This is a genomic window from Acinetobacter sp. 161(2023) (genome assembly GCF_037027805.1).
GTDB lineage: Bacteria > Pseudomonadota > Gammaproteobacteria > Pseudomonadales > Moraxellaceae > Acinetobacter.
This window is the reverse complement of the sequence record NZ_JAZEYD010000004.1, coordinates 131166-152802: the sequence shown is the minus strand read 5'-3', so window position 1 is coordinate 152802 and position 21637 is coordinate 131166. Positions and strand designations below refer to the sequence as shown.

Annotated in this window: 17 protein-coding genes and 1 pseudogene; 13 read left to right on the top strand and 5 right to left on the bottom strand. The window is 34.6% G+C overall.

All coding sequences use genetic code 11. The annotated features are described in order from the left end of the window. Positions 1–53: 53 nt before the first annotated feature. The 5 genes from WA249_RS05110 to WA249_RS05090 all read right to left on the bottom strand — a co-directional run bounded on the left by WA249_RS05110 (position 54) and on the right by WA249_RS05090 (position 5197). Positions 54–1421, bottom strand: coding sequence for an MATE family efflux transporter (locus WA249_RS05110; RefSeq protein ID WP_225623387.1), 1368 nt, complete (start codon positions 1419–1421; stop codon positions 54–56). A 106-nt stretch (positions 1422–1527) separates the two neighbouring features. Next, positions 1528–2682 (bottom strand): pyridoxal phosphate-dependent aminotransferase, encoded by a 1155-nt coding sequence (locus WA249_RS05105; protein WP_336166755.1) that lies wholly within the window; start codon positions 2680–2682, stop codon positions 1528–1530. A 28-nt stretch (positions 2683–2710) separates the two neighbouring features. After that, positions 2711–4021: a DUF445 domain-containing protein gene (locus WA249_RS05100; protein WP_336166753.1), complete on the bottom strand. Its 1311-nt coding sequence runs from the start codon at positions 4019–4021 to the stop codon at positions 2711–2713. A gap of 13 nt (positions 4022–4034) precedes the next feature. Further along, positions 4035–4598, bottom strand: coding sequence for a CC0125/CC1285 family lipoprotein (locus tag WA249_RS05095; protein ID WP_151767080.1), 564 nt, complete (start codon positions 4596–4598; stop codon positions 4035–4037). Positions 4599–4657: 59 nt separating this feature from the next. After that, positions 4658–5197 (bottom strand): DUF924 family protein, encoded by a 540-nt coding sequence (locus WA249_RS05090; RefSeq protein WP_336166749.1) that lies wholly within the window; start codon positions 5195–5197, stop codon positions 4658–4660. A 168-nt stretch (positions 5198–5365) separates the two neighbouring features. On the opposite strand from WA249_RS05090, the gene gshA reads away from it, so the two are divergent. The 13 genes and pseudogenes from gshA (at position 5366) to WA249_RS05025 (ending at position 21453) form a co-directional block, all read left to right on the top strand. Next, a complete protein-coding gene (gene gshA / locus WA249_RS05085; RefSeq protein ID WP_336166747.1) occupies positions 5366–6943 on the top strand; it encodes a glutamate--cysteine ligase in 1578 nt (525 codons plus the stop codon). A 16-nt stretch (positions 6944–6959) separates the two neighbouring features. After that, positions 6960–7475, top strand: a complete 516-nt coding sequence (locus WA249_RS05080; protein WP_004790111.1) for a disulfide bond formation protein B — start codon at positions 6960–6962, stop codon at positions 7473–7475. Between the two features lie 167 nt (positions 7476–7642). Then, positions 7643–10924 carry a type VI secretion system Vgr family protein gene (locus WA249_RS05075; RefSeq protein ID WP_336166744.1) on the top strand — a complete coding sequence of 1094 codons (3282 nt, stop codon included), beginning with the start codon at positions 7643–7645 and terminating at the stop codon, positions 10922–10924. 20 nt (positions 10925–10944) lie between these two features. Then, the gene (locus tag WA249_RS05070) at positions 10945–12984 is read left to right on the top strand and encodes a LysM peptidoglycan-binding domain-containing protein (RefSeq protein WP_336166742.1); all 2040 of its coding nucleotides are present in this window, start codon (positions 10945–10947) and stop codon (positions 12982–12984) included. A 1-nt stretch (position 12985) separates the two neighbouring features. Then, complete coding sequence (locus tag WA249_RS05065; protein ID WP_336166741.1) at positions 12986–13411, top strand: hypothetical protein; 426 nt, start codon at positions 12986–12988, stop codon at positions 13409–13411. Continuing rightward, a complete protein-coding gene (locus WA249_RS05060) occupies positions 13408–13890 on the top strand; it encodes a hypothetical protein (protein ID WP_336166740.1) in 483 nt (160 codons plus the stop codon). The genes WA249_RS05065 and WA249_RS05060 overlap by 4 nt, the downstream gene beginning before the upstream one ends. A gap of 515 nt (positions 13891–14405) precedes the next feature. Beyond that, complete coding sequence (locus WA249_RS05055; protein ID WP_336166739.1) at positions 14406–14759, top strand: DUF5991 domain-containing protein; 354 nt, start codon at positions 14406–14408, stop codon at positions 14757–14759. Positions 14760–14973: 214 nt separating this feature from the next. Next, complete coding sequence (locus WA249_RS05050) at positions 14974–15582, top strand: hypothetical protein (protein WP_336166738.1); 609 nt, start codon at positions 14974–14976, stop codon at positions 15580–15582. A 2-nt stretch (positions 15583–15584) separates the two neighbouring features. Beyond that, positions 15585–17930: a hypothetical protein gene (locus WA249_RS05045; protein WP_336166737.1), complete on the top strand. Its 2346-nt coding sequence runs from the start codon at positions 15585–15587 to the stop codon at positions 17928–17930. Then, positions 17927–18598, top strand: a complete 672-nt coding sequence (locus tag WA249_RS05040) for a hypothetical protein (RefSeq protein ID WP_336166736.1) — start codon at positions 17927–17929, stop codon at positions 18596–18598. Before WA249_RS05045 ends, WA249_RS05040 begins: the two co-directional genes overlap by 4 nt. A gap of 304 nt (positions 18599–18902) precedes the next feature. After that, on the top strand, positions 18903–19520 hold the full coding sequence (locus WA249_RS05035; protein ID WP_336166735.1) for a hypothetical protein: 618 nt from the start codon (positions 18903–18905) through the stop codon (positions 19518–19520). 62 nt (positions 19521–19582) lie between these two features. Continuing rightward, positions 19583–20448 (top strand): annotated as a pseudogene (locus WA249_RS05030) (hypothetical protein). 75 nt (positions 20449–20523) lie between these two features. Next, entirely contained in the window at positions 20524–21453 is a 930-nt protein-coding gene (locus WA249_RS05025) for a hypothetical protein (protein WP_336166734.1), read from the top strand. Positions 21454–21637: the final 184 nt, after the last annotated feature.

Genomic DNA, 21637 nt, shown 5'->3' with positions numbered 1-21637 from the left:
AAAGTCAAAAAAAGCCATCAAATGATGGCTTTTTTTATAAGAATTTATTAGTTCTAAATAAGAACTTTGATCTTCTTTTTCTTCCAGATGAATTGGTAATAGAGCCCTTGAATAATACATAAACTCACAAATGCCAAGGCATAGGCAACCCAGATTCCTTTAAGCCCCCACATTGAGCTAAACCAGTAAGCACATGGAATTTCAATAAATAAAATAGCAGAAATATTAAGTAGCATTGGGACAGTCACGGTTCCACTGGCACGCATGATCGATGCAAAAATGGCACCTGCACCAAAGAATAAAATTGCCCAAAGTACAATAAATAAAAGTTGCTGCCCTAACACCACCACAGTTGGGTCGGTAATGAACAAAGCCATTAAATATTTTGAAAATAGATAGCCAAGTGCAATTAAGGTACCTGTAAATAAAAAGTTCATTCCCAAAGCTGTGCGGGTTACTCGTGCTAACAGATCTGATTTGCCTGCACCAATCGCTTGTGCTGCAAAAATTGAAGCTGCAATTGAGATCGACAAGGCAGGGAACTGGATGTAATTGAGCACCTGATTCACTGCACCATACGCTGCTGTAGCATGTGAACCGTAATGGTTAACCAACCCAACAATAACCAAGCCAGCCATTGAGGTGGTAATCATTTGAATGCCGGTTGGAACGCCTAAGCGCAAAATGATTTTGCTTAGTTCTGGATTGTGACGGATATGTTGCAGAAGCTGACGATTCGGCCGAAGTGGATGATTTTTCTTGTTCAGATAAATTGCCAGAAAAATTAAGATAGCAACATAACCCGTGATCGTTGCAATTGCTGGAGCAATAATTCCCAGAGCTGGTAAGCCAAAATAACCTTTAAGCAATATCGGGGTAATCACTAAGCCAATTACACTGGTTAAAGCCAATGCAAGTAAAGGCGTGGTACTGTCACCCACACCACGTAAAATTGAAGTATAGATAATATAAACAAACAGAAGCGGGCTACCCGCCAGCATCCATTGCACATAAGGCAAAGCCAGATGCATTACCTTGGGGTCAGTACCCAATAACTCTAAAATGTCGTGGGCAAAAAACACGCCGATAATCGCAGTAATTACCCCACCAATCAGTGTCATAAAGAGGGTAGAACCCACCACACTTTGGACTTTTTCAATATTTTGCGCGCCCCACGCTTGCCCTACTAAAACAGTAGTACCCGTTGAAATCCCGATAATAAAAGCAAGGAGCAAGAATAAAATAGGGAAAAAAACTGAGACGGCAGCAATCGCATCAACTCCCATCATTTGGCCAACGAAGATAGTGTTAATCGTCCCCGACAAGTTTTGCAAAATATTGGTTGCAATGAGGGGGAGCAAGAAAACGAAAAATGTTTTCCATAGATTTTGCTGGTGAATTAAAGACTGTCTTGGTGGCATGTGTTCTCCATCGCCCATCTCTTTGATGAGCGGGGCAGACATTCAACTTAGCATAGTTGGAGCGAATAACTTGTAGTGTTTTTACTGTGCTAAGTGGCTAAATTTATTAACATTCATTCAAGATTTCTCCTGCTTTTTGCAATGTCTCATCATTTTTAGCAAAGCAGAAACGAATGAGGCGTAAAGACTCGGGCGCTTGCTGGTAGAAAACTGAAACAGGAATAGCCACAATTTTATGTTGCTCGGCAAGAAACTGGCACATTTCAACATCGTTTAAGTCGGGTCTAATTTGACTGTAATCAAGGTTTTGAAAATACGTACCTTGAGACGGTTTTAGCAAGAAACGGCTATGGTGAATCGCCTGATTAAATCGATCTCGCTTAGTTTGATAAAACTGCGAAAGCTCTTGAATATGTTCTGGATGTTGTTGCATATATTGCGCTAGAGCAATCTGACAAGGTGTCGTGCCACAGAAGTTCGCATATTGGTAAATCTGGCGGAATAAACGCATTAACTCAGGTGAAGCGACGCAATAACCTGTTTTCCAGCCGGTCACATGAAAGGTTTTCCCAAAAGACCCAATCACAAAACTACGCTCTCTGAGCTCTGGAAAATGTAAAGCACTAAAGTGTTGTTGATTATCAAAGACTAAGTGTTCATAGACTTCATCGGATAAAACCACAATGTTTTTATCTTGAATCAGTGCAATAAGCTCTAACCAATCCTGTTTTGCCCAGATGGTACCTGTTGGATTATGGGGGGTATTCACCACAATCATACGGGTTTTGTCATTAATCAAATCTTTAACTTGCTGCCAGTTCACCTTAAAGTCAGGTGCTTCAAGTGCAATATGAACTGCTTTACCACCTGCTAACTGCACAGAAGGGCCATAGCTGTCATAACTTGGGTCAAAAATAATGACTTCATCACCTGCATTGATGCAGGCCTGTATGGCACAAAAAATTGCAATGGTCGCGCCAGGAGTAATCGTGATTTGCGTTACAGGGTCAAGTTGAAGTTGCTCACGCTGCTGAAATTGTAAAGCGAGTTGCTCGCGTAAACCGAGAATACCATCCCCGGGTGGGTATTGATTATGCCCAGCTAAAGTCGCCTGAGATAGGGCTTCCAGTAAGGCCTGTGGCGCCGGAAAATCTGGAAAGCCTTGTGACAGGTTGAGTGCACCTAGACGATGTGCCATTGCCGTCATGGTGCTAAAAATAGTCACGCCTTGAGTGGCCAATTTTGACTGCAGCTGTAGCATATTGTTCTCTTATTAAAAATATTTAAAGTTATAAAATTGATTCAATCACTGCCCGGATTACACCGAGTGTTAAACCAATAAATGCACCGACTACAACGCCATTTACTCGAATCATATGTAAGTCACCACCGACTTCATTTTCAATTTTTCCAATCATTTCGCGCGAATCCCATTCATGAATGCGTTCGCTGACATAGCGGATGATTTTATGGCTATATTGATCTGTAAAATTCAGCGCAAGACCTGTCATTTCTTTGTTTAGCACTTCACGTACTTTAGCATTTTGAACAAGGTTTTCACCTAGTTGCTGAATAGCAGCTCTAAGATTCATTGCAATGCCAGAGTCTTCTTTCATTAAATCTTCTTTAATGGCATTACACAAAATCGTAACAGCACCACTGATGAAATTTAGGACTTGTGGACTATCGAGAAGGGCATCTTTACCGCTGTTGAGACGTTGGCTAGCAACGCTGTCTGGTTTTGCCAGCTCAAGCATGAGAGAGTGGGCAATGGTTTCAATTTCTTGTCGCCATGGATGCTCATCATCTGCCAGCATCGATTCTACTTTTTCAACGAGTGAGTCGATGGTACGTTGTTGAACATCAATACCAATCCAGCTTGCACCTTTTGCAAGTGACCAGACACCAAGCGCTTTAAACATTTTTCGGGTTAATTCACGGGTTTTGTCTGGGTTTTGTACCACCCAATCATGGGCGATATCGAGTCCACGCTGTAAAACGTCTTGGTGGAAGTCATTTTCCAATACCGCGCGTAGCATTTCACTTGCGAGTTTATTGACTTCAGTATTACGTACCCATTGCACACTATTGTTTTGCACAAAATTGGCAATTTGATCTTGGCTAACAAACTCAAAAATTTTCGGTACGGTTTGCTGAATGAGCTGCACCACTTGCGTATTGTTTTGTGGGCTTGCTAACCATTGACCAATTGCGAGGCTTAAGTCAGTTTTTTCTAAGCTACGTTCGACCACTTGAGGCGATAGGAAATTCTCCTGCACAAAACGTCCCATTGACTCTGCAATGCGAGCCTTGTTGCGCGGAATAATTTCGGTGTGGTCGCGTAAAAACTTAGGGATCGGAAGCTTACCAAATGGGTTCCGAAATAGAACGGTAATCGCGTACCAGTCGGCTAAACCACCGACTACACCGGCTTCTGCCCCTAACATTAAAATATGAATAAAACTTGTGTACTCTGGCAGAAAACGATCAGCCACCATCAGTGCAATCCACAGCACAACGACAATAATAAGCGCCAGAGTAGCAAAATATTTGCTACGTTTAAGACTGGGCACGTGGTGAACTTCTTCTGCCATGTTCATAAATTTATCCTGTTCATTTTTGTTTTACTGGAGGCTCAGGCGGTGGCAACAGCTCTCCTGTCGGACTCAATCCATATTTTTGTCCGATTGACTTCAAGATCAAGGTTGCATCAAAAGCATCCTGTGGAGCCTGCTTTTGATCCCGATAACATTCAATAGTATACGACACTTGAACAGGGTCGATATTGACCACTTGTGGGTAATCATAGAACGGATCATGCCAGAAACCTGGGTAGCGACGACCATAACCATATGGGTAAAAGCTTGGAGCTGATGGATAAACCACAGCCTGACGTGGCGGTTTCTGGCTCTGATTACTTGGATCATTTTGCACTTTAAAAAAGCGGAAACCTTTTTGTATCGTCGTTTGTGCTGCTTTCACCAAGGTAATTTCTTCAGCTCTGCCATAACTCATATTTGGGTCGGCTTGAAAACTAATACGGAACGTTTGGGCATTTAGAGGATATGCTGAAAACTGGCCAAGCTGATCAAAGGTTTTTGGTTTACTTGGAGTCGTTGCACACGCAGTTAAAGTTAAGGCAGTGCCTAAGGCTAAACAAAGAGAGAGATATTTCATGATGAACTCCCAGCTGAGCATTAAAAAATAAATGACTCAGTATTAAAAATTAAGAAGTTTTAAAAACTACTGTTCGGTTCTAATAAAAATTCGCTTTCCTCTGGAGTGGAAACACGCCCGAGAATGGTATTTCGATGAGGATAGCGTCCAAAGCGATCAATAATGACTTTATGCTTTTTCTCAAAACTTAAATTAATTTCATTGCCGAGGCGTTGAAATAGTTTCAAGGCAAACTCATGAATCAATTTTGATTCACTATGCATAAACGGCATATATAAAAAAGAACGTTGCTCTGGATTAAGCTGTGCATCTAGTTGCAAGCTAATGGTTTCTTGCGCCAAAGCTAATGCCAAGCTGTCATAGGCAAAAGATTGCGGCTGATCACGATAAATGTTGCGAGAAAACTGGTCTAGTACAATAATCTCTGCCAAACGGCCTTCCGGTGTTTTTCGCCAAGACCACAGTTCTGCTTGAGTTGCCTGTCGATGAACGTCAGAAAAATTTTCACGGATTTTTTTGTCAAAATCATCACTTTTTGCAAACCAAAGTGAACGGTGTTCAGGAGAAAACCAGAAGTTTAAAATGTCTTGTTCGTTCATGATATTGACAACTCTTTAGCAATTATTCTTCAATAAAATCACAATTCTTTCGTGTCTTAAATAACAAGATTGTGATAAAAATTGCCAAACTGGAATGATGTGAGTATATAAATAGCCGTATCATCTCACAATTTTGTATATAGTGATCTTTAATAAGCGAGCAAATGCATGAGTCAACCCACTACACCATCTCAATCAGTTATTCCTGCTTGGGTGGATTCGTCGCTACTACAAGGCATGTTACGTGGAATAGAGCGTGAAAGCCTACGTATGCAAAGTAATGGGTTCTTATCGCAAGAGTTACATCCAAAAGCATTAGGTTCAGCTTTAACACATCCGCAAATTACGACTGATTATTCAGAAGCATTAATGGAGTTTATTACTTCTCCAAAGCCAACCATTGGTGAAGCTTTACATGAGCTCACCGATATTCATGCGGTTGTGCATCGTCATTTAGAAAATGGTGAGAAACTCTGGCCGCTGTCTATGCCATGTATGTTAGACGATAATGAAGAACGGATTCGTCTAGCACAATACGGTACCTCTAATATTGGTCGTTTTAAAACACTATACCGCCGTGGGTTGGGAATTCGATATGGTCGCCGCATGCAGACCATTTCAGGCGTGCATTACAATTTATCTTTTCCAGATACACTTTTTGCTGAGTTACAAGCTCATGAAACTGACGAACAATTAAAATCATTAAGTTTGCAGGATTATCGCAGCCATCGTTATTTTGGTCTCGTTCGTAATTTTATTCGTTTAACGCCACTGGTTATGTTTTTAGTGGGTGCAAGCCCAACGGTATGTCGTTGTTTCTTGACCGGACATAAACATCAGTTGTTGCCTTTAATCAAAGGTTCATACTATTTACCGTATGCTACAGCTTTACGTATGGGGCGATTGGGCTATCAAAACTCAGCCCAAAAAAGCTTAGGTATTCATTACAATAATTTGACTGGCTATCTGGATGGTTTACAAAAAGCTGTTCATTCTCCTTACCCGCCATTTAGCTGTTTAGGGTTAAATGATGCCTCTGGTGAGCCGTTGCAAATCAATGATCATGTTTTGCAGATCGAGAATGAATATTACAGTCTTGTACGTCCAAAACAGGTGCCTCAAAAAGGTGAAACGCCGTCACAAGCCTTGAAAAATCGAGGGGTGGGATATGTTGAGTTACGTGCTGTTGATGTAAACCCATATTCGGCAATTGGTGTTGATGAAACGACAGCAGGCTTCCTTGAAGTGTTAGCACTTTATTGTTTGCTAAGTGACAGCCCAGACCTGTTAGGTCCAGAGCAAGACTTGGTTGAGAAAAATCAGACTGAGGTGGTAAACCGAGGTCGGGCACCGAATGCAACCATTACAGATTTAACAGGGTCATATCACATCGAAGATTGGGCACGTTTATATATTGCTAACATGCAAGATTGTGCACAGCTACTCGATCAGACCTATGCAACAGACTTGTATGGTTCAGCATTAGCGATCATGCAAGCACGAATTGATGAAGTTGATGAGACTTTATCTGCCCATGTCATTGACGATACGTTAAAACATGGTGGAACTTGGAGTTTTGGTAGCCACATGGCGCAATTACATGCTGAAAGTTATGAAGAGCATGAGCTTAGTGTGGAAACTTTGAAACATTTTGAACAATTGGCTGCACAGTCGTTACAGCAGCAAGAACAACTTGAGCAAGATACTCAGGTCAGTTTTGACCAATATCTTGAACAATATCGATAATAAAACGAGGTTTTACATGCGATTAAGTTACCGTTTGGTGAGTGGGCTACTTGTTTTAGCAAGTATTGTCGGCATGTCTTTTGCGTTGTATTTGGAACATGTAAAAGGTTTAGAGCCATGTCCGCTCTGTATTTTTCAACGTGTTGGCTTAATGGCAATGGGTTTTGTGGCGCTCGTCGCTTTTTTGCATAATCCAGTTTCCAATGCGATTAAACGCTTTTATGCATTTTTGGCTGGCATCGCAATTTTATGGTCAGTCGGGGTGGCAGGGCGTCATGTGTGGATACAACATTTACCCGCAGATCAAGTACCGAGTTGTGGACCGGGTTTAAATTATTTAATTGATGCCTTACCGATGAAAGCAGTTTTGCAAGAAGTGCTTTCTGGTTCAGGTGAATGTGCTGCAATTGACTGGACCTTTTTAGGTCAATCGTTACCAGTTTGGTCGTTGGTTTATTTCCTTTTGCTATTATTAGTATGTTTATGGCAGTTATTCCGTTTTTATCCAGTATTTAAGACTGCTAAAAAGTGAGTTTAAGGTGATTAAAAAAAGCTCAACTTAAGTTGGGTTTTTTTTAATCACATTCGAATAAGTGAGAATATAAGAAAAATTGATAGAAATAATGCATAATTTTGTAGACAGATAGTTCTGTTTTTTATAAAGTGCAGCCGTTTATATATCCTTATGATTATAAAAAAATGCTTTTTAATATATTCAGCGTCTTGGAAAAAATAGGGCTAAATGCTCAGAAACGTGCTATCCATGTACAGTTTTCTAATGAACTACTCAATAATCAAGTATTCTTACAACGTATAGAAGGCCAACATCAGTTGAATGGTGGCCTGATGGCAGAGTTGATCTGCCTTTCAACCAATGCCCAAATTGCACTGAAGCAATTTATTGGCGTTCAGGTTGCTGTTGATCAGGTCACAGATTCGGGCCAATTGTTCCGAACAACTGGGATTGTGACTGAAGCCAGTTATGGACAAAGTGATGGTGCTTTAACGCTTTATAAGCTGACTTTAGAAGATGCGACTAATTTATGGCACAAACGCCGTAATAGTCGTGTTTTTATGAATAAAAGTATCGTAGAAATTACCGAAGTTTTATTTAAAGAATGGCAAGAAAAAAGTCCACTTTTTGCTGCGAGTTTAAGTCTTGATTTGGGCGGGTTAAGTCAAAACTATGATATTCGACCTTTCACCATGCAGCACAATGAGTCTGACTATGACTTTCTTACGCGCTTATGGCGAAGTGAAGGTATTAGTTGGCTCATTGATGAATCAGAGCTTTTTGTTCCTCATTTTACTGCGCCCATACAAGCTCAGAAACTTAGACTCATTGATGACAATAGCCAGTACCAAGCTTTAGCGCGTCGTAGTATTCGCTATCACAGAAGTAGTGCAACCGAATATCAAGATAGTATTACTGGTTTTGTTGCGGTGCGAAGTTTGCAACCGACAGCGGTACATGTGCAGCGCTGGCAACCCGATGCCCTTGCACAAGAAGAGGGTAATGGTTCAGTTGTTACTACGCATACACATTCAGACAGCTTCGACTCAGCCACCTTAAGTCTTGAGCAAGCATGGCACGTCAGCCCAGCTTGGATGCAAGATTTAAAAGGGGAAGATCAGGCAACGGCTTCAGGTAATGGTCAACTAGAAAAATTAAATCAGCACTTCACGGACATGCATGCGAGTCGGGCCAAATACTTTAAAGCCTATAGTCGTGTCCGCGATAGCCAAGTCGGTTATTGGTTTAATCTACGAGAGCACCCTGAAATTGATCAGCACGAAGGAGCAGATCAAGAGTTCTTGATCATTGCTAAAAATTTCTATAACCAAAACAACTTGCCTAAAGATTTATATCAGCAAGTCAACCAGTTGTTAACCCAAAGTCGTTGGGATCAACATGGTTATGACGATATAGAGCGTCAAGGTAATGAGCTGACCCTAATACGCCGTCAAATCAAAACCGCACCTGAATATAATCCAGAACAGCATCGCCCAATTGCGTACCCACAACGAGCAAAAGTCGTGGGACCACAAGGAGAAACCATTCATGTTGATGAATGGGGGCGCATTAAAGTACGTTTTCTATTTACCCGTAGTGATGATCATGGTCATGACGGTGGTGCGGGTAGTAATGACAATGATACCGACTCGGCTTGGGTGGATGTACTGACTCCTTGGGCTGGAGAAGGCTATGGCGCACGTTTCTTGCCACGTATTGGTGAAGTGGTTGTCATTGACTTCTTTGATGGCAACATTGACCGCCCATTTGTGACGGGACGGATCCATGAGGCACAGCGTTCACCAACTAAGTTCGATGTAAAAGGCCAGCTTCCTGCGACTAAAAAACTGAGTGGTATTCGTAGTCAGGAAATCAGTGGTAGTGGCTTTAACCAATTACGCTTTGATGACACAACAGGGCAAATCAGTACTCAACTCCAAAGTAGTCATGCAGCGACACAATTGAATTTGGGCAATTTAAGCCATCCGAAAGAACAAGAGACGAGTCAAGGCCGTGGTGAAGGCTTTGAGCTTAGAACAGACGCTTGGGGTGCTGTGCGTGCAGGTAAAGGCATGCTCATTAGCACCTATGCACAAGAGCAGGCGATTGCAGATCATTTAGAGGCTGCACAAGCACAATCTTTACTTTCACAAGGCTATGAAAGCATGAAAATGCTCAGTGAAGTTGCAGCCAAGCAACAAACTGATGCTTTGAATGTGATTAATCGCTTACCCAAATTTATCCAGTCGCTTGAGCTAAAAACTACAGGACAGGCATTAGATAGTACGGTGAACCTGTTTAAAGAAGGGATTAATAACGATCCTATTCATGCACTAAAAAGCTGTGGGGGCTTTATTCAAGACATTGGTGCACTAGGTGGAAATGCAAAAGGCGTTGTAGACGAATTTAATGCTTTCTTTAGCGATGCTAAAGATGCGGTGGAAAATTTAAAAGCGTTCATCGAAAACGTTGAAGAACATGGTGCCGACATCGTTAAAGGTAAGCTTGCCAGCATTAAAGACCAGATTCATAAAAATCCATTTGAAAGTATTAAAGAGGTTGGAAAAGTCTTAGGAAATGTCGAGACTAAAGACTTTGACATGATGAGTGTATGTGGAACATTTAGTAAAGGCAGTAAATTAGAAGTATCACCTTCTAAAGCATTGAGTTCTTTGCAAGGCTTTATGGAGGGTTATACCCAAGGTTTAGAAAGTAGTTCCAATACTAAACAGCAAGAACAAGGCAAAATCTTTAGACAAGCCTTGATGTTATTAGCATCACCCAATGGTATTGCTTTGACGACACCTGAAAATATTATTTTGCAAGCGTCGCAAGATATTGCCCAAAGTGCCAGCGGTTCAATTAATTTCAGCGCACAGAAAAATATTATTGGGCATGCACAAGACAAAATTAGTTTGTTTGCCGCGCAAAAGGGTTTGCGTGCTTATGCAGCAAAAGGAAAGCTCGAACTACAAGCACAAGACGATGCCATTGAAGCAATTGCCAAGAAGGTCATTAAGCTCATTTCTACTGAAGATAAAATCGAGCTTACGAGTCCAAAAGAAATTGTATTAACCGCAGGTGGGTCACAGCTCAAAATTAATGCCAATGGCGTGTTTTCAACAACAGGCGGTAAGTTTGAAAGTAAAGCTGGGCAGCATTTATTTACGGGTGGAGCCAAGGTTTCTTATGAGGTTCCTCAACTGCCAAGTACCATGATGTATAGTAATAAATTAGATGTTTATGATTTATTTTGGGATTTTGATTTATCTAGATTGTCTTATGTAGCTAAGTTTAAAAATGGACGAGTTTCGACTGGCTCTTTGGATGAGAATGGTCGTACTGCACGAATTAGTTCTGATTCTTCAGAACCTGCTGAAGTTTTTGTGGATACAAATACGGATTGGGTTGTTGAAATTGAAGAAGAAGTTTCTCAAGTTGAATCTCAAAATCAAGATATTAAATAAATATATACGGTTAAAAAAAGATGAATACGGAATTAAAACATAAACTTTATAATATTACTTTTACATTACATGATTTAACACATAAACCTATTCCTAATTTATATTACGAAATTAAGAATGGGAAGGATTTGGTAAAAAAAGGTAATACAAATGCACAAGGTGAAATCACACTTAAATATGTGGGAGGAAATACACTAACTATTTTTGTAAGAAAGGATATAGATAATACTCTGAAAGAAATTGGTAAAGTACATACCCCAAGTAAAAATATAAAAGTAAAGCTTATTAGTCCAAAAATGAAATTTGATGTAACTCTATTACCTCATCAAAAACAAGGTAAATATTGGAGAGGAACATACAAAGTTAAAAGTGGAGATACATTATCTAAAATAGCAAAAGAGCATCATACAACTGTTTCCGCTTTATTAGCTTTGAATCCAAATATAAAATCTCCACATGAAATATATCAAAATGAAAATATTGATATAGTTGAAGGGAACGCAGATGCAATAATTAAGCTTGATGAAAATATGACTGTTAAAGTGCCCCCACATAAGAAAACGGGAACAGTTTCTATTGATAGAAAGAGTAAATCAACAAGTATTGCTCCACAAACAGATACAACAAATAAAACTGCAGAACCAAAGGTTGGGCAGACTAAACCACAACCACAACCACAACCACAACCACAACCACCTGTGACCAAAAAAGAGCAGTCAACGGCATCGGATTCTAAATCAATTCCTCAACAGAAAACGTCAACCGCACCCACTAAAAAAATTGAAGTACAGCAAGAACATAATGAAGATAAAAAACCAGTAGCTGTAGCAAGTTTAAGTGGATGTGTTTGTAAAGATTATGATTTAATTTGGGGGAAAACTACAAAATTTGTAAATTGTGAGTTTAGAAAAAAGGTTATACAGATTTGTAAAGATATGTGGCCAAATGATACTAAAAATATGGCTAATTATTTAATGGCATGTATGCATTTGGAAACAGGTGGATCATTTGATCCAGCCCAACCTAATGGTTTAGGTTATTATGGCCTTATTCAATTTGGTCCAGATGTTAGAAAAGATTTAAATAATATCTCGGTAGAAAGACTTACTAAAATGAGCGGGGCTCAACAATTAGATCTCGTTAAACAACATTTCACGAGATCTGATCGGCATAAATTAATGAAGTCATTAACAGATATGTATTTGTATATTAATTATCCTAATGCTTTATTGTCTGGTAAAAATAAGCCAAATGATATTTTATATGAGGGTGGTAGTGAGAGAAGTGCTTATCATGCTAATCCTGCTTTTATGAAGGAAAAAGGAGAATATCAAAATATTTTTGCTTATAGAAAAGATAAGAATGGTAATTTTAAATTAGATAAGAATAAGAAAAAAATTCCTATAAGGGGGTTTGAGGATGGGAAGACATATATCTGGGAGGTTACTCAAGAAATAAATAAACATCTTACTACAGGTTTAGACAGTAAAAATAAAGAAAATAATTTCGCTTGTTCAATTAAACCTGTACAGCCTATACAAGATATATGTCCGAATTGCCAAACAAAACATGTAGATTTGAGTGCATCTGTAGAGTGGATTTCTCAATTTACCCAACCTAGACCAAATGTAGCTTGTGCTCGGACATGTGTATTAATTTTGAAAAATAGCAAGCTTAGTTCATCAGCTGGTTCACCAACTGGACTATTTCAAGTAGCTTTGGAAAATTCGAATCATTCTACAATTGAAGCAACATCAAATTTTCAAAATGGATTGAATTATTTGGATAAAGAACTTAATGTTGGTCATCCTGTTATGATTGGTGTAGATCATAAACTTGGATATGGGGTTAATGAAGGAACAACAGATCATTTTATTGTAGTTGTAGGGCGAGGATGTGAAAATGGAAAAGTTTACTATCGTTTTTATGATGTAGGAACACGCCATAAAGAAAAAGGAACAAGTAATAGTAACAAGCTTTATATAATTAATGGATTTTTACGGGGTAAAACAGCTTATAATGGAAGCACTTATACGATGACACAAGTTAGAAGAAATTAGTATGATGATGAAGAAACTAATAAGTTTGTTAGTACTTATAATAGTAGCATTTCCTACTGGAGCAAAAATTCCTACGGGTGATTATATTATGATTGATAAGAAGAAAGGGGAATTTGTTAGGCTTTGTAAAAGTGAATCAACTGAAGAACTTGAGAACATAACCTTAACAGATAAATCTTTACATTTAGCATTACCAGAGAGTACAGAATATTTAATTCTTAAGGAAAAAATGAACAAAAATGAACATATATTAGAGGTTCGTAATCCATATAATATTGTATATACTTATAAAATAAAAAAGATTAATAATAGTGATGTCTATAAATGGGATGCTTATTTAGGAAATAAGAGGATTGAAGACTTATCGTTCTTTTCTATTGCTAAAAATAAGGCTAAGAATATTATCAGCGTAGGTATTTGTAAATGAAAATTGTTTTTTTGTATTTTTTATTGATGCTTCCTAGTATTTCTTTTGCTAATAACATTAGTGAATTTTTTTTAAAATTTCAGGACAGTAATAATTATTATATTTATAAAGATAAAAAAGATAAGTGGATATATGAGTGTAGTGTGGAGGCGAATAGGAAAAAAAATTCAACTAACATCAATTTTGTGAACTTTGATCAAAAGAATCAATTAATTAAATTCTCATTTGATACTCCTGATCAACCATTTTATAAAGTAACTAAAATATTGAAAACTAATCCTAATGAGTATGAGGTGTATTTCCAAGATAAGAATATGGGAAGTAATTTTAACTTTGATGTTACTTTAAAAAATAATGGTATTTCAGAGTGGATTTTTCATGCTCCCAATGAAGATTCAGAAAACTTCATCGATAGAAGTTTTACCTTAGTAAGTTTTAATAAATCCCCAAAGTTCAATATAACGAATAAGTGTAAATAGTTGGAAAGAGAGGTGGAATTTTTTAATCTAAAAGTAGAGTGGTAAATTTTACTAGACACATCATACTTCACTGGACACAGATTGTGTCTATAGTGGTTAAATGAATGGAGATCATAACTGTATAAAAATATTAAAATTAGCTTTTCTTAGCTAAACAATCTTATAGGATGCTGACTAAACTATATCTCAAATATGTGATAAGGATCGAAAAGAGTAGCATGTACGAAAATGTATAACCTGAATGTTTACTCACCTAAAGGATCTCGATTTAAATTATAATGCTATAAATTAAAATTTTATAGCATAAGATTATAACTTACAAAGTTATTACTATTGAAGATTGAAGTAAATCATAGATGTTCTCCCTTAACATCCTAAGAAATCTCTATAATAATGTAATCTATGAATAAGCCTTATCTTTAGGTTTTACATACTGACAGTTAGATTTCATATATTTCTCTAGATTTTGTAATTTGGTTATAATAGTTTAACTTGATTATTTATAAATTAATTAAATGAAAATTTTTTGTTTATTATTGCTAGCTCTTTCTACTAATACATTTGCAAATGTAGATAAGTGGAATGGTAATTATCATTATTATAGTTCAGAAGAGTTGCCGAGTGGTAATATTGCGACGATAGAATCGGTTTTAACGCTAACACCCAAAAAGTGTGAGTATTCTGTTGCTGGCTTTCAGGTTGATAAATCTTATATATGTAAAGTGAAAGAGAAAAATAACGAACTATATTTCTTTAAAGTTCAAAGTGGTGAAAAGTTAGGAAAAGTAGTCTTTAAGAAAGGAAAATATTATCTTTATTCCGATGAAGTTTTAGATACCAAAAATAATCTATTTTATAAGGATAAATAATTGATATAGGGTTCTTTATAACCTTTTCTATTTTTTAATATTTGAAAAAATAAGAAAAGATTTAAAATTTTATAAGAAACCTAACATAAGTTCACTTTTTATATATCTTTACAGTTAATTGTTAACATTTAAGCATATGGCTCGGCATATCTAAGATGAAGGTTTTAATACCTAAGTGATGAAGATATTTATGGAAGTAACTATAGGATAGAATATGATTGAAATATTTAAACGAAAAATAACAGAAGTTACAGGATTTAATATGAAAAAGACTTTTATATCAATTTTTTTATTAAGCGGAATTATTTTTAGCTTTAATATACATGCAAATGACGATACTTTTGTAGTTTCTGCAAAATGTAAGGATGAATATAATTCTAGTTGTGACATTGTGAGAACTGTAAATGTTCAGAATGAAATAGTTGTAAAAGGTGTCAAACTTTTAAATATTTCAAAAATAAATCAAAACTTATATAAAGTAAAAACATCATGTGGGTCTCCATGTTCAGTTACGCTTTTCTATAGTCAAAATAAAGAGGATGCCACAGACGAATTTATTGCCATTGATAATAAAAATAATTGTTTGATCGAAAGTGATAGCAAAAAGAAAGTCATTTATGCAAGAAAATTGTTTACAAATAAGCCTAGAAAAATTGTCAATTTAAAAACTAAAGAATTTAATGGGTTGCTACAAAGATTTGATTATTATACTTATTTTAAAAATATGAGTTATTTTTCACCTGATGGTGGTTTAAATTTAATAGCAAGTAATGAATCAACTATATTAGCTAATAAAAAAATAGCTAATCCATGTGGAGAATAACGATGAGTTATTCTGAAGAATTTATTGATTTTATCGCAACTGTAAAAGGCGAAGCGGGTATTTGTGGAGACATTTCAAAGAGAGCCGTTGCACATTGTATAATGAATAGAATAGGTTTTGGTGAATGGGTTAAACACATAAGTATAATGGGATATTTAAAAGATGATTTTGATGCTTTAACAAATGAAACTGATGCTGTTCGCCAAGTTAGATTGGAAATGAAATCTAATAAAATTTCTAAATCTACTCAGCATATTATTGATTTAGTGTCGCCAATTTATAATAGACAAGAAGAGGATTTTACAAATGGCATCGTGCTATATTGGAGTCCAAAAGCTCAAGCACAACTACATAAAGAACAGCCAAAAATTTATAAGTATCCACCAGCATTTTTAAACTCTGAAACGGAAAAAGTTGAAATAAAAGGTACTGAAAATGATGACATGAGTTGGCACAGATACAAGGATACTTCACGGTTTTACGTGCAATTTGTAGATAAAAGTGCTAGCCCATTAGTTAACTCTACAGTAAGTGTTGGTTACAAAAAAACAAAAGTAGTGCCAACTCTTAGTAATTTATTGACAAATAGTCAAGGAAAAATTAGATCTATTTTAGTGAAAGGAGGATGGGGAGCAAGGATTACCGTTGATGGAAAACCTGTTGTTGATAATAATCAAAAGCCAGTACTATTAATTGCTGATGGTAAAAATCATTCTGCAGTTTTGGTGGTTGCAAATGGTATAAGCGGAATCAAATCCCAAACAGATATCCATACCCAACAACCGACTCCTTCGCAGAAACCGGAGCCTGTGAAATTAGAAAATAAAGCAAGTGTTGAGCAAAACGCGAAAGTAAGTAAAAGTAATGATCAGCAAAAAAATGTTAATTTTAGTATTAAAGTTATAGACAGTGAAAATAAACCGATTCCAAATTTTTCTTATTTTCTAAAATATAAAAATTCAGAAAAGAAGCATAGTGTAGGTACTAATGGTATTGAAAATAACTTAGTAGCATTAAGTGGCGAGGAGATTACAGTTTTAATTAGTGGGCTAGACTCAAAACAAGAAATTATTCGTTTTACAGCACAAGAAGGTATGGGCGAAAAGACGATAAAGCTTAATTTACATACTTTTAATATCCTTTTTAGACATAAAGATACGAAAAAACCTATAACAAATTTGAATTTAATTCAAAAATATAGAAATCAGATAAAGCAAAAAAAGACTGATGGTAATGGAAAGATAACTGTTAGTGCAATGACAGGATTCGAGCTGAATTATAAATTAAGAGATGAACGGAACTTATTGACTATCAAAGTTGATAAAAATAAATCGCTTCGTGTTATCGATGTTGACTCGTCAGCAATAGAGCAAGCATCAAAAAATATAAAGATAGGGACTAAAGTTGTAGAAATAGCTCAATCTAAACAACCCGTTCCTTCCTCAAAACAGAAGCACCCAGTGGAAACTCATGACTCTACTCCTAAAAGAGATGAAAACACTGCGGTAAGTAAAGATGGTCATCCCAAAATGGTGGTTAATGATAGTAGAGAAGTTGAATTTACAGTTTTAACTTATGACGTTAAAACTAATCAATTATTTAATGGTGGTAGTTATATTGTTGAGTATAAAGGAACAAAACGTAGTCATGTCAGTGGTGCAAATGGATTGGGTAAAAAAATTCATAAGGGGGTAATAAATGAATCTATTAGAATTATAGTTTTGGAATCCAATAAAGAGAAAATTATTTTTGATGGAAAAATTGAAAATAGTATGGCAACGATTAATTTGAAAATTCAAAAAGTAGAAGTAGCTAAGGTTGAAGGCGTAAGTGTTCTATTTAGCGGCGTGAATGAAGAGTGGAGACGAAATATTGTTTCTGAAAAAACCAAAAAAATATTAGCATTTTTAGCTAAAGAAGCGGGAATGAATAAAATATATATAACAAGCACAATTCGAACAGCTGAATCCCAAGCTAATGCAATGTATAGTCAGAATATTAGGTATACTGCGCCGGGAGAAGAAGTAAAAAGAGTCAGAGATGAATGTAAAGCCAAGAATATGAGGAAGGAACAAACTATTAGTAAAATGGTAGAGAAAATTATTGAATTACAAAAACAAAATAAAAAAGTTTCCAAACATTGTGTCAGTACTGAACAATATAACAAGGTTAATGTAGTAGATATAGGATTAAATAGTAATGGTTTTGGTACTAATAGTCACTTGAATGCACAAGGGAAAAAATTTAAGCAAGCCTGTAAGGATGCTAAGCTTAATGGTATCATTAGTGGCTTTATTTCTGGGGATGAACCTGGAGAAGGTGCAATGCATATAGAGATAACCCAATGAAAAATACTTTATTATTAATACTAGTCTTATTAATTTCTGGATGTTTCAATACAGCTAATACAGCTAATACAGCTAATACAGCTAATACAGCTAATACAGCTAATACAGCTAATACAGCTAATACAGCTAATACAATTTATTATTCATATAAAAAATGCACTTTAAAAAACATTTGTAATGAATTTAATTATACAAAAAATCAAAACAGCTATGCATTGTTTGCTTATAAGCCTTCGGTAGATGAATTTTATATAAAAATAAAAGATAATAAATATTATGTTATATATAAAAATATCTTTTCAGAAGGTGTTGAAATGGGGTGGGCACAAATGAAAATAGTTACAAATAATGAAAATAATCTAGTTATGGAAACTAATAAGATATTTCAAACTTTAGGAAACTATAATTCTATAGGTAGTGGTGATAACTCTGATTATGTTCCCTCGAAAAACTATAGAAAAGATATGTATATAATTAATGACTTCTATGATGGTTACTCTTTCAAACAATATCAAAAATTAACTTTTATAAAGAAAAATAAGCAGCTTTTACTTGATTGTAAAAGTTATATGAAAGATTTAGATCCGAAGAATAATTATTCAGGCATGTTCTATAGCGTTTGTTCTGATAAGGAAAAAATTTATTTTAAAGAAATTCCAGAGTTATAACCAAGGTTGTTTTTTACTATATTAAATCTTTAACTTTATGCGAAGAGTGGTAAGTTTTTTTACTTTTATAAATTAGAGAGACTAAGTACTTAATATGAGAATAATATTATTTACACCTAATCTTATTTAAGTAATAAGATTAGGTGTAAGATGGTATGTATTACTATTAATTATATTTAACTAAAATATTTAATATTAAATTACGTAAAATTGTTGATGTTCAAAATTAAGTATCAAATATTTCAATATATTTTATTTTAGCAGATGTAGCGGGTGAAGGTGCTATGCACATAGAGACTATGCAATGATGAGCAGATTATTTCTTGTATTTTTAATTAGTTTAATGTATGCATGTACAACTGAGGCGGATCAGCCTAAATCAAGTAACACAAAACTTTATTTTTCATATCGAATCTGTGAAAAGTCAGGAAAGTGTAAGAATTTTACACCTACAAAAAAGATGGATAATTATCTCTTTAAAAGACTTGATCCTGCATATGATGAATTTTATATAAAAGATAATAATGGTAATTTTACCTTATATTATAAAAATGTTTATAGTGAAGATGTTCAAGTTGGATGGGCAGAAGCTAAAGCGGATAAAAATAATAGTAGTGAGTTGAGTTTAAATATTGATAAAGTTAACCTAGCCTTGGGTGGGATTGATTTTATAAAAAATGGATATGCAACAAAACAGGCTGAATCAAAGAATTTTAAATCGGGAATCTATTATTTGGCTGATAATTATACGGGTGCTCCATATTATCAAAAGCAAAAAATATTTTTTAAGAAAAATGCTGGAGATTTAGTATTGGACTGTAATAGTTATTTGAATAATCCCTCAGTAAAGAATGAATCTTATGGAGTTTTTTATGGAATATGTTCCGAAGGGAGAAAAGTATATTTTAAGCAGGTAAACTGATTTAGTCTTACATTTTTAAACCTAACATATTTTATTCAAAATAAATAACTTAGGTGTGATATTTGTTTTCAGGATACTCAAGTAATATATCTGTAGCTAGAGATATTAATAAAATCAATGTCAAGGACTGCTCAATTGATTATGATGAGGTAGATTTTTGTTCCAAAAAAAGATTAAAAGATTATAATAATATTTTAAAAAACAAAGTATCAAATTTTGATAAAAACAAATTTTTAATGAATTTTAAAGAAAAAACTATTTATATTTTGCAATTATTGATTTAGAAAAGTTTAAGGTTTTTACATTCCCTGCCTCATTAAATGTGATGTCAAATATCAAACCTATAGAATTTTCATCTGATAGTAATTCATTTTGTTTAAATGGTGACTTTAATCAATATCGGAATTCTTATAGCGCAGTCAAAACTTGTTATACATATAACAATGGAAGTTTTGATTTTAAATCTAGAGTTGAATTGGATAAGGGCATAAATAAATATAATAATTCTAGTTCTAATAATGTGATAAAAAAACTCAATTTACCAATTTCCTCAGATTTTTTCTCTAAATGTAACGAGAAAAACTCAGCTAAAAAATGCACGCAACTTGAAAATTCTAATAATCGGGCTTATTCTTTATCTGAATTAAGAAAAATATCTCCTGATTTTATAAATGTACTTAATGACAAAAAAGTAGATTCATTAAATGTAAATACATTTAGATTCTTTCCTCAATTAAAAGATATTTTTTATTCTATTGCTGAGAAATATATAGATACGGATGAAAGTTCTCATTCCGAATTTTATTTAATAAAAATAAAGCCTGAATTAGAAGTGGAGAAAATAGGAGATTATTACTCAATTGATAGTTCAGGAGTCATAACTTATAAAGATAAAAATGGTAAAATTTTAAAGAAAAATTTAAAATAAGAATGGTCTTAAAATTAGACTAGTATATATTTTGATTGTACCCCAACATAGTTGGGGTGCAGAGAGACATTTTTAATGAAACTTTTGAAAAAATTAGTAATATTTTCTACTGTCATATCAGTATCGAGCTGTATTTTCGCTAAGGAAAATAATCAAGATATTGGATTAAGAGATAAGAAATCAATTATTGAAAATATTACGCAAAAAAGTATTACTCAATGCAAATTTGAACAAGGGTATATTGATTTTTGTTCAAATGAAAATTTAAAACTTTACAATGATGCATTAAATAAAAAAGAGAATTTTGCTCAAAATAAAATTGCTTTAATTCTTGACAAAGATAAAGATACAGGAAAGGGAGTACCTAGAAAAGTTAAATATTTTATTGTAATAGATCCTAGAACAAAAAAGGTATATCCACTTGAGCAATCTATAGGATATTTTGTTAATGATCGATTAGAAGAAATAGCATCAGAACCACCTACTATTAAATTTAATCAATACAGCAATAAAGTTTGTTTGTCTGGAACAACTTTTTTATATAGAGATAATAATATAAATGTTAAAAATGAATGTTATATTTTTAATTCAAATGATATAAATTATTTTAAAAAAGTACAAAAAGAAAAAGATGTGAAACATGAAAAAGAAAATCTTCCAGTTATTTTTGAAAACAATAAATTTATATGTAATGGGATAAAGTGTAAAGAAACTATTTTTAATAACAAAAAACTAGAAGAATTGTCAAAAAATCCTCAAAATAATGAACTTCGATTTCTCGTAAGTGAGAGAGGTTCTAATACAACTTATATTAATGCACCTTTAGGAAATAAAGTATTATATATATTTAAGTATAGTGAGGGAGATAGTGAACAAGAAATATTATATTTATCTTATTTTTTAAATAATAATTTAAAAACAAAAAATTTAGGTGAAGTTAAGTCTTTTAAATTAGATGGTAATCAAAATGTATATTTTAATGGAAATAAAATAATGTTGGATTAATGTTTTATTTTATAGCAAAATAACGATTTTTTGATCTCGTTATTTTGCTAATATTATATAAGTGATCTTGTTTTTATAATAATGAATGGGAGATTTTCTGAGTGAATATCAGCTCTCTGCAAAAAAATAATTGGAATTCTTGGTTAAGAAATCAATAGTAGTGGTTTTAGAAATTTTATGAAGA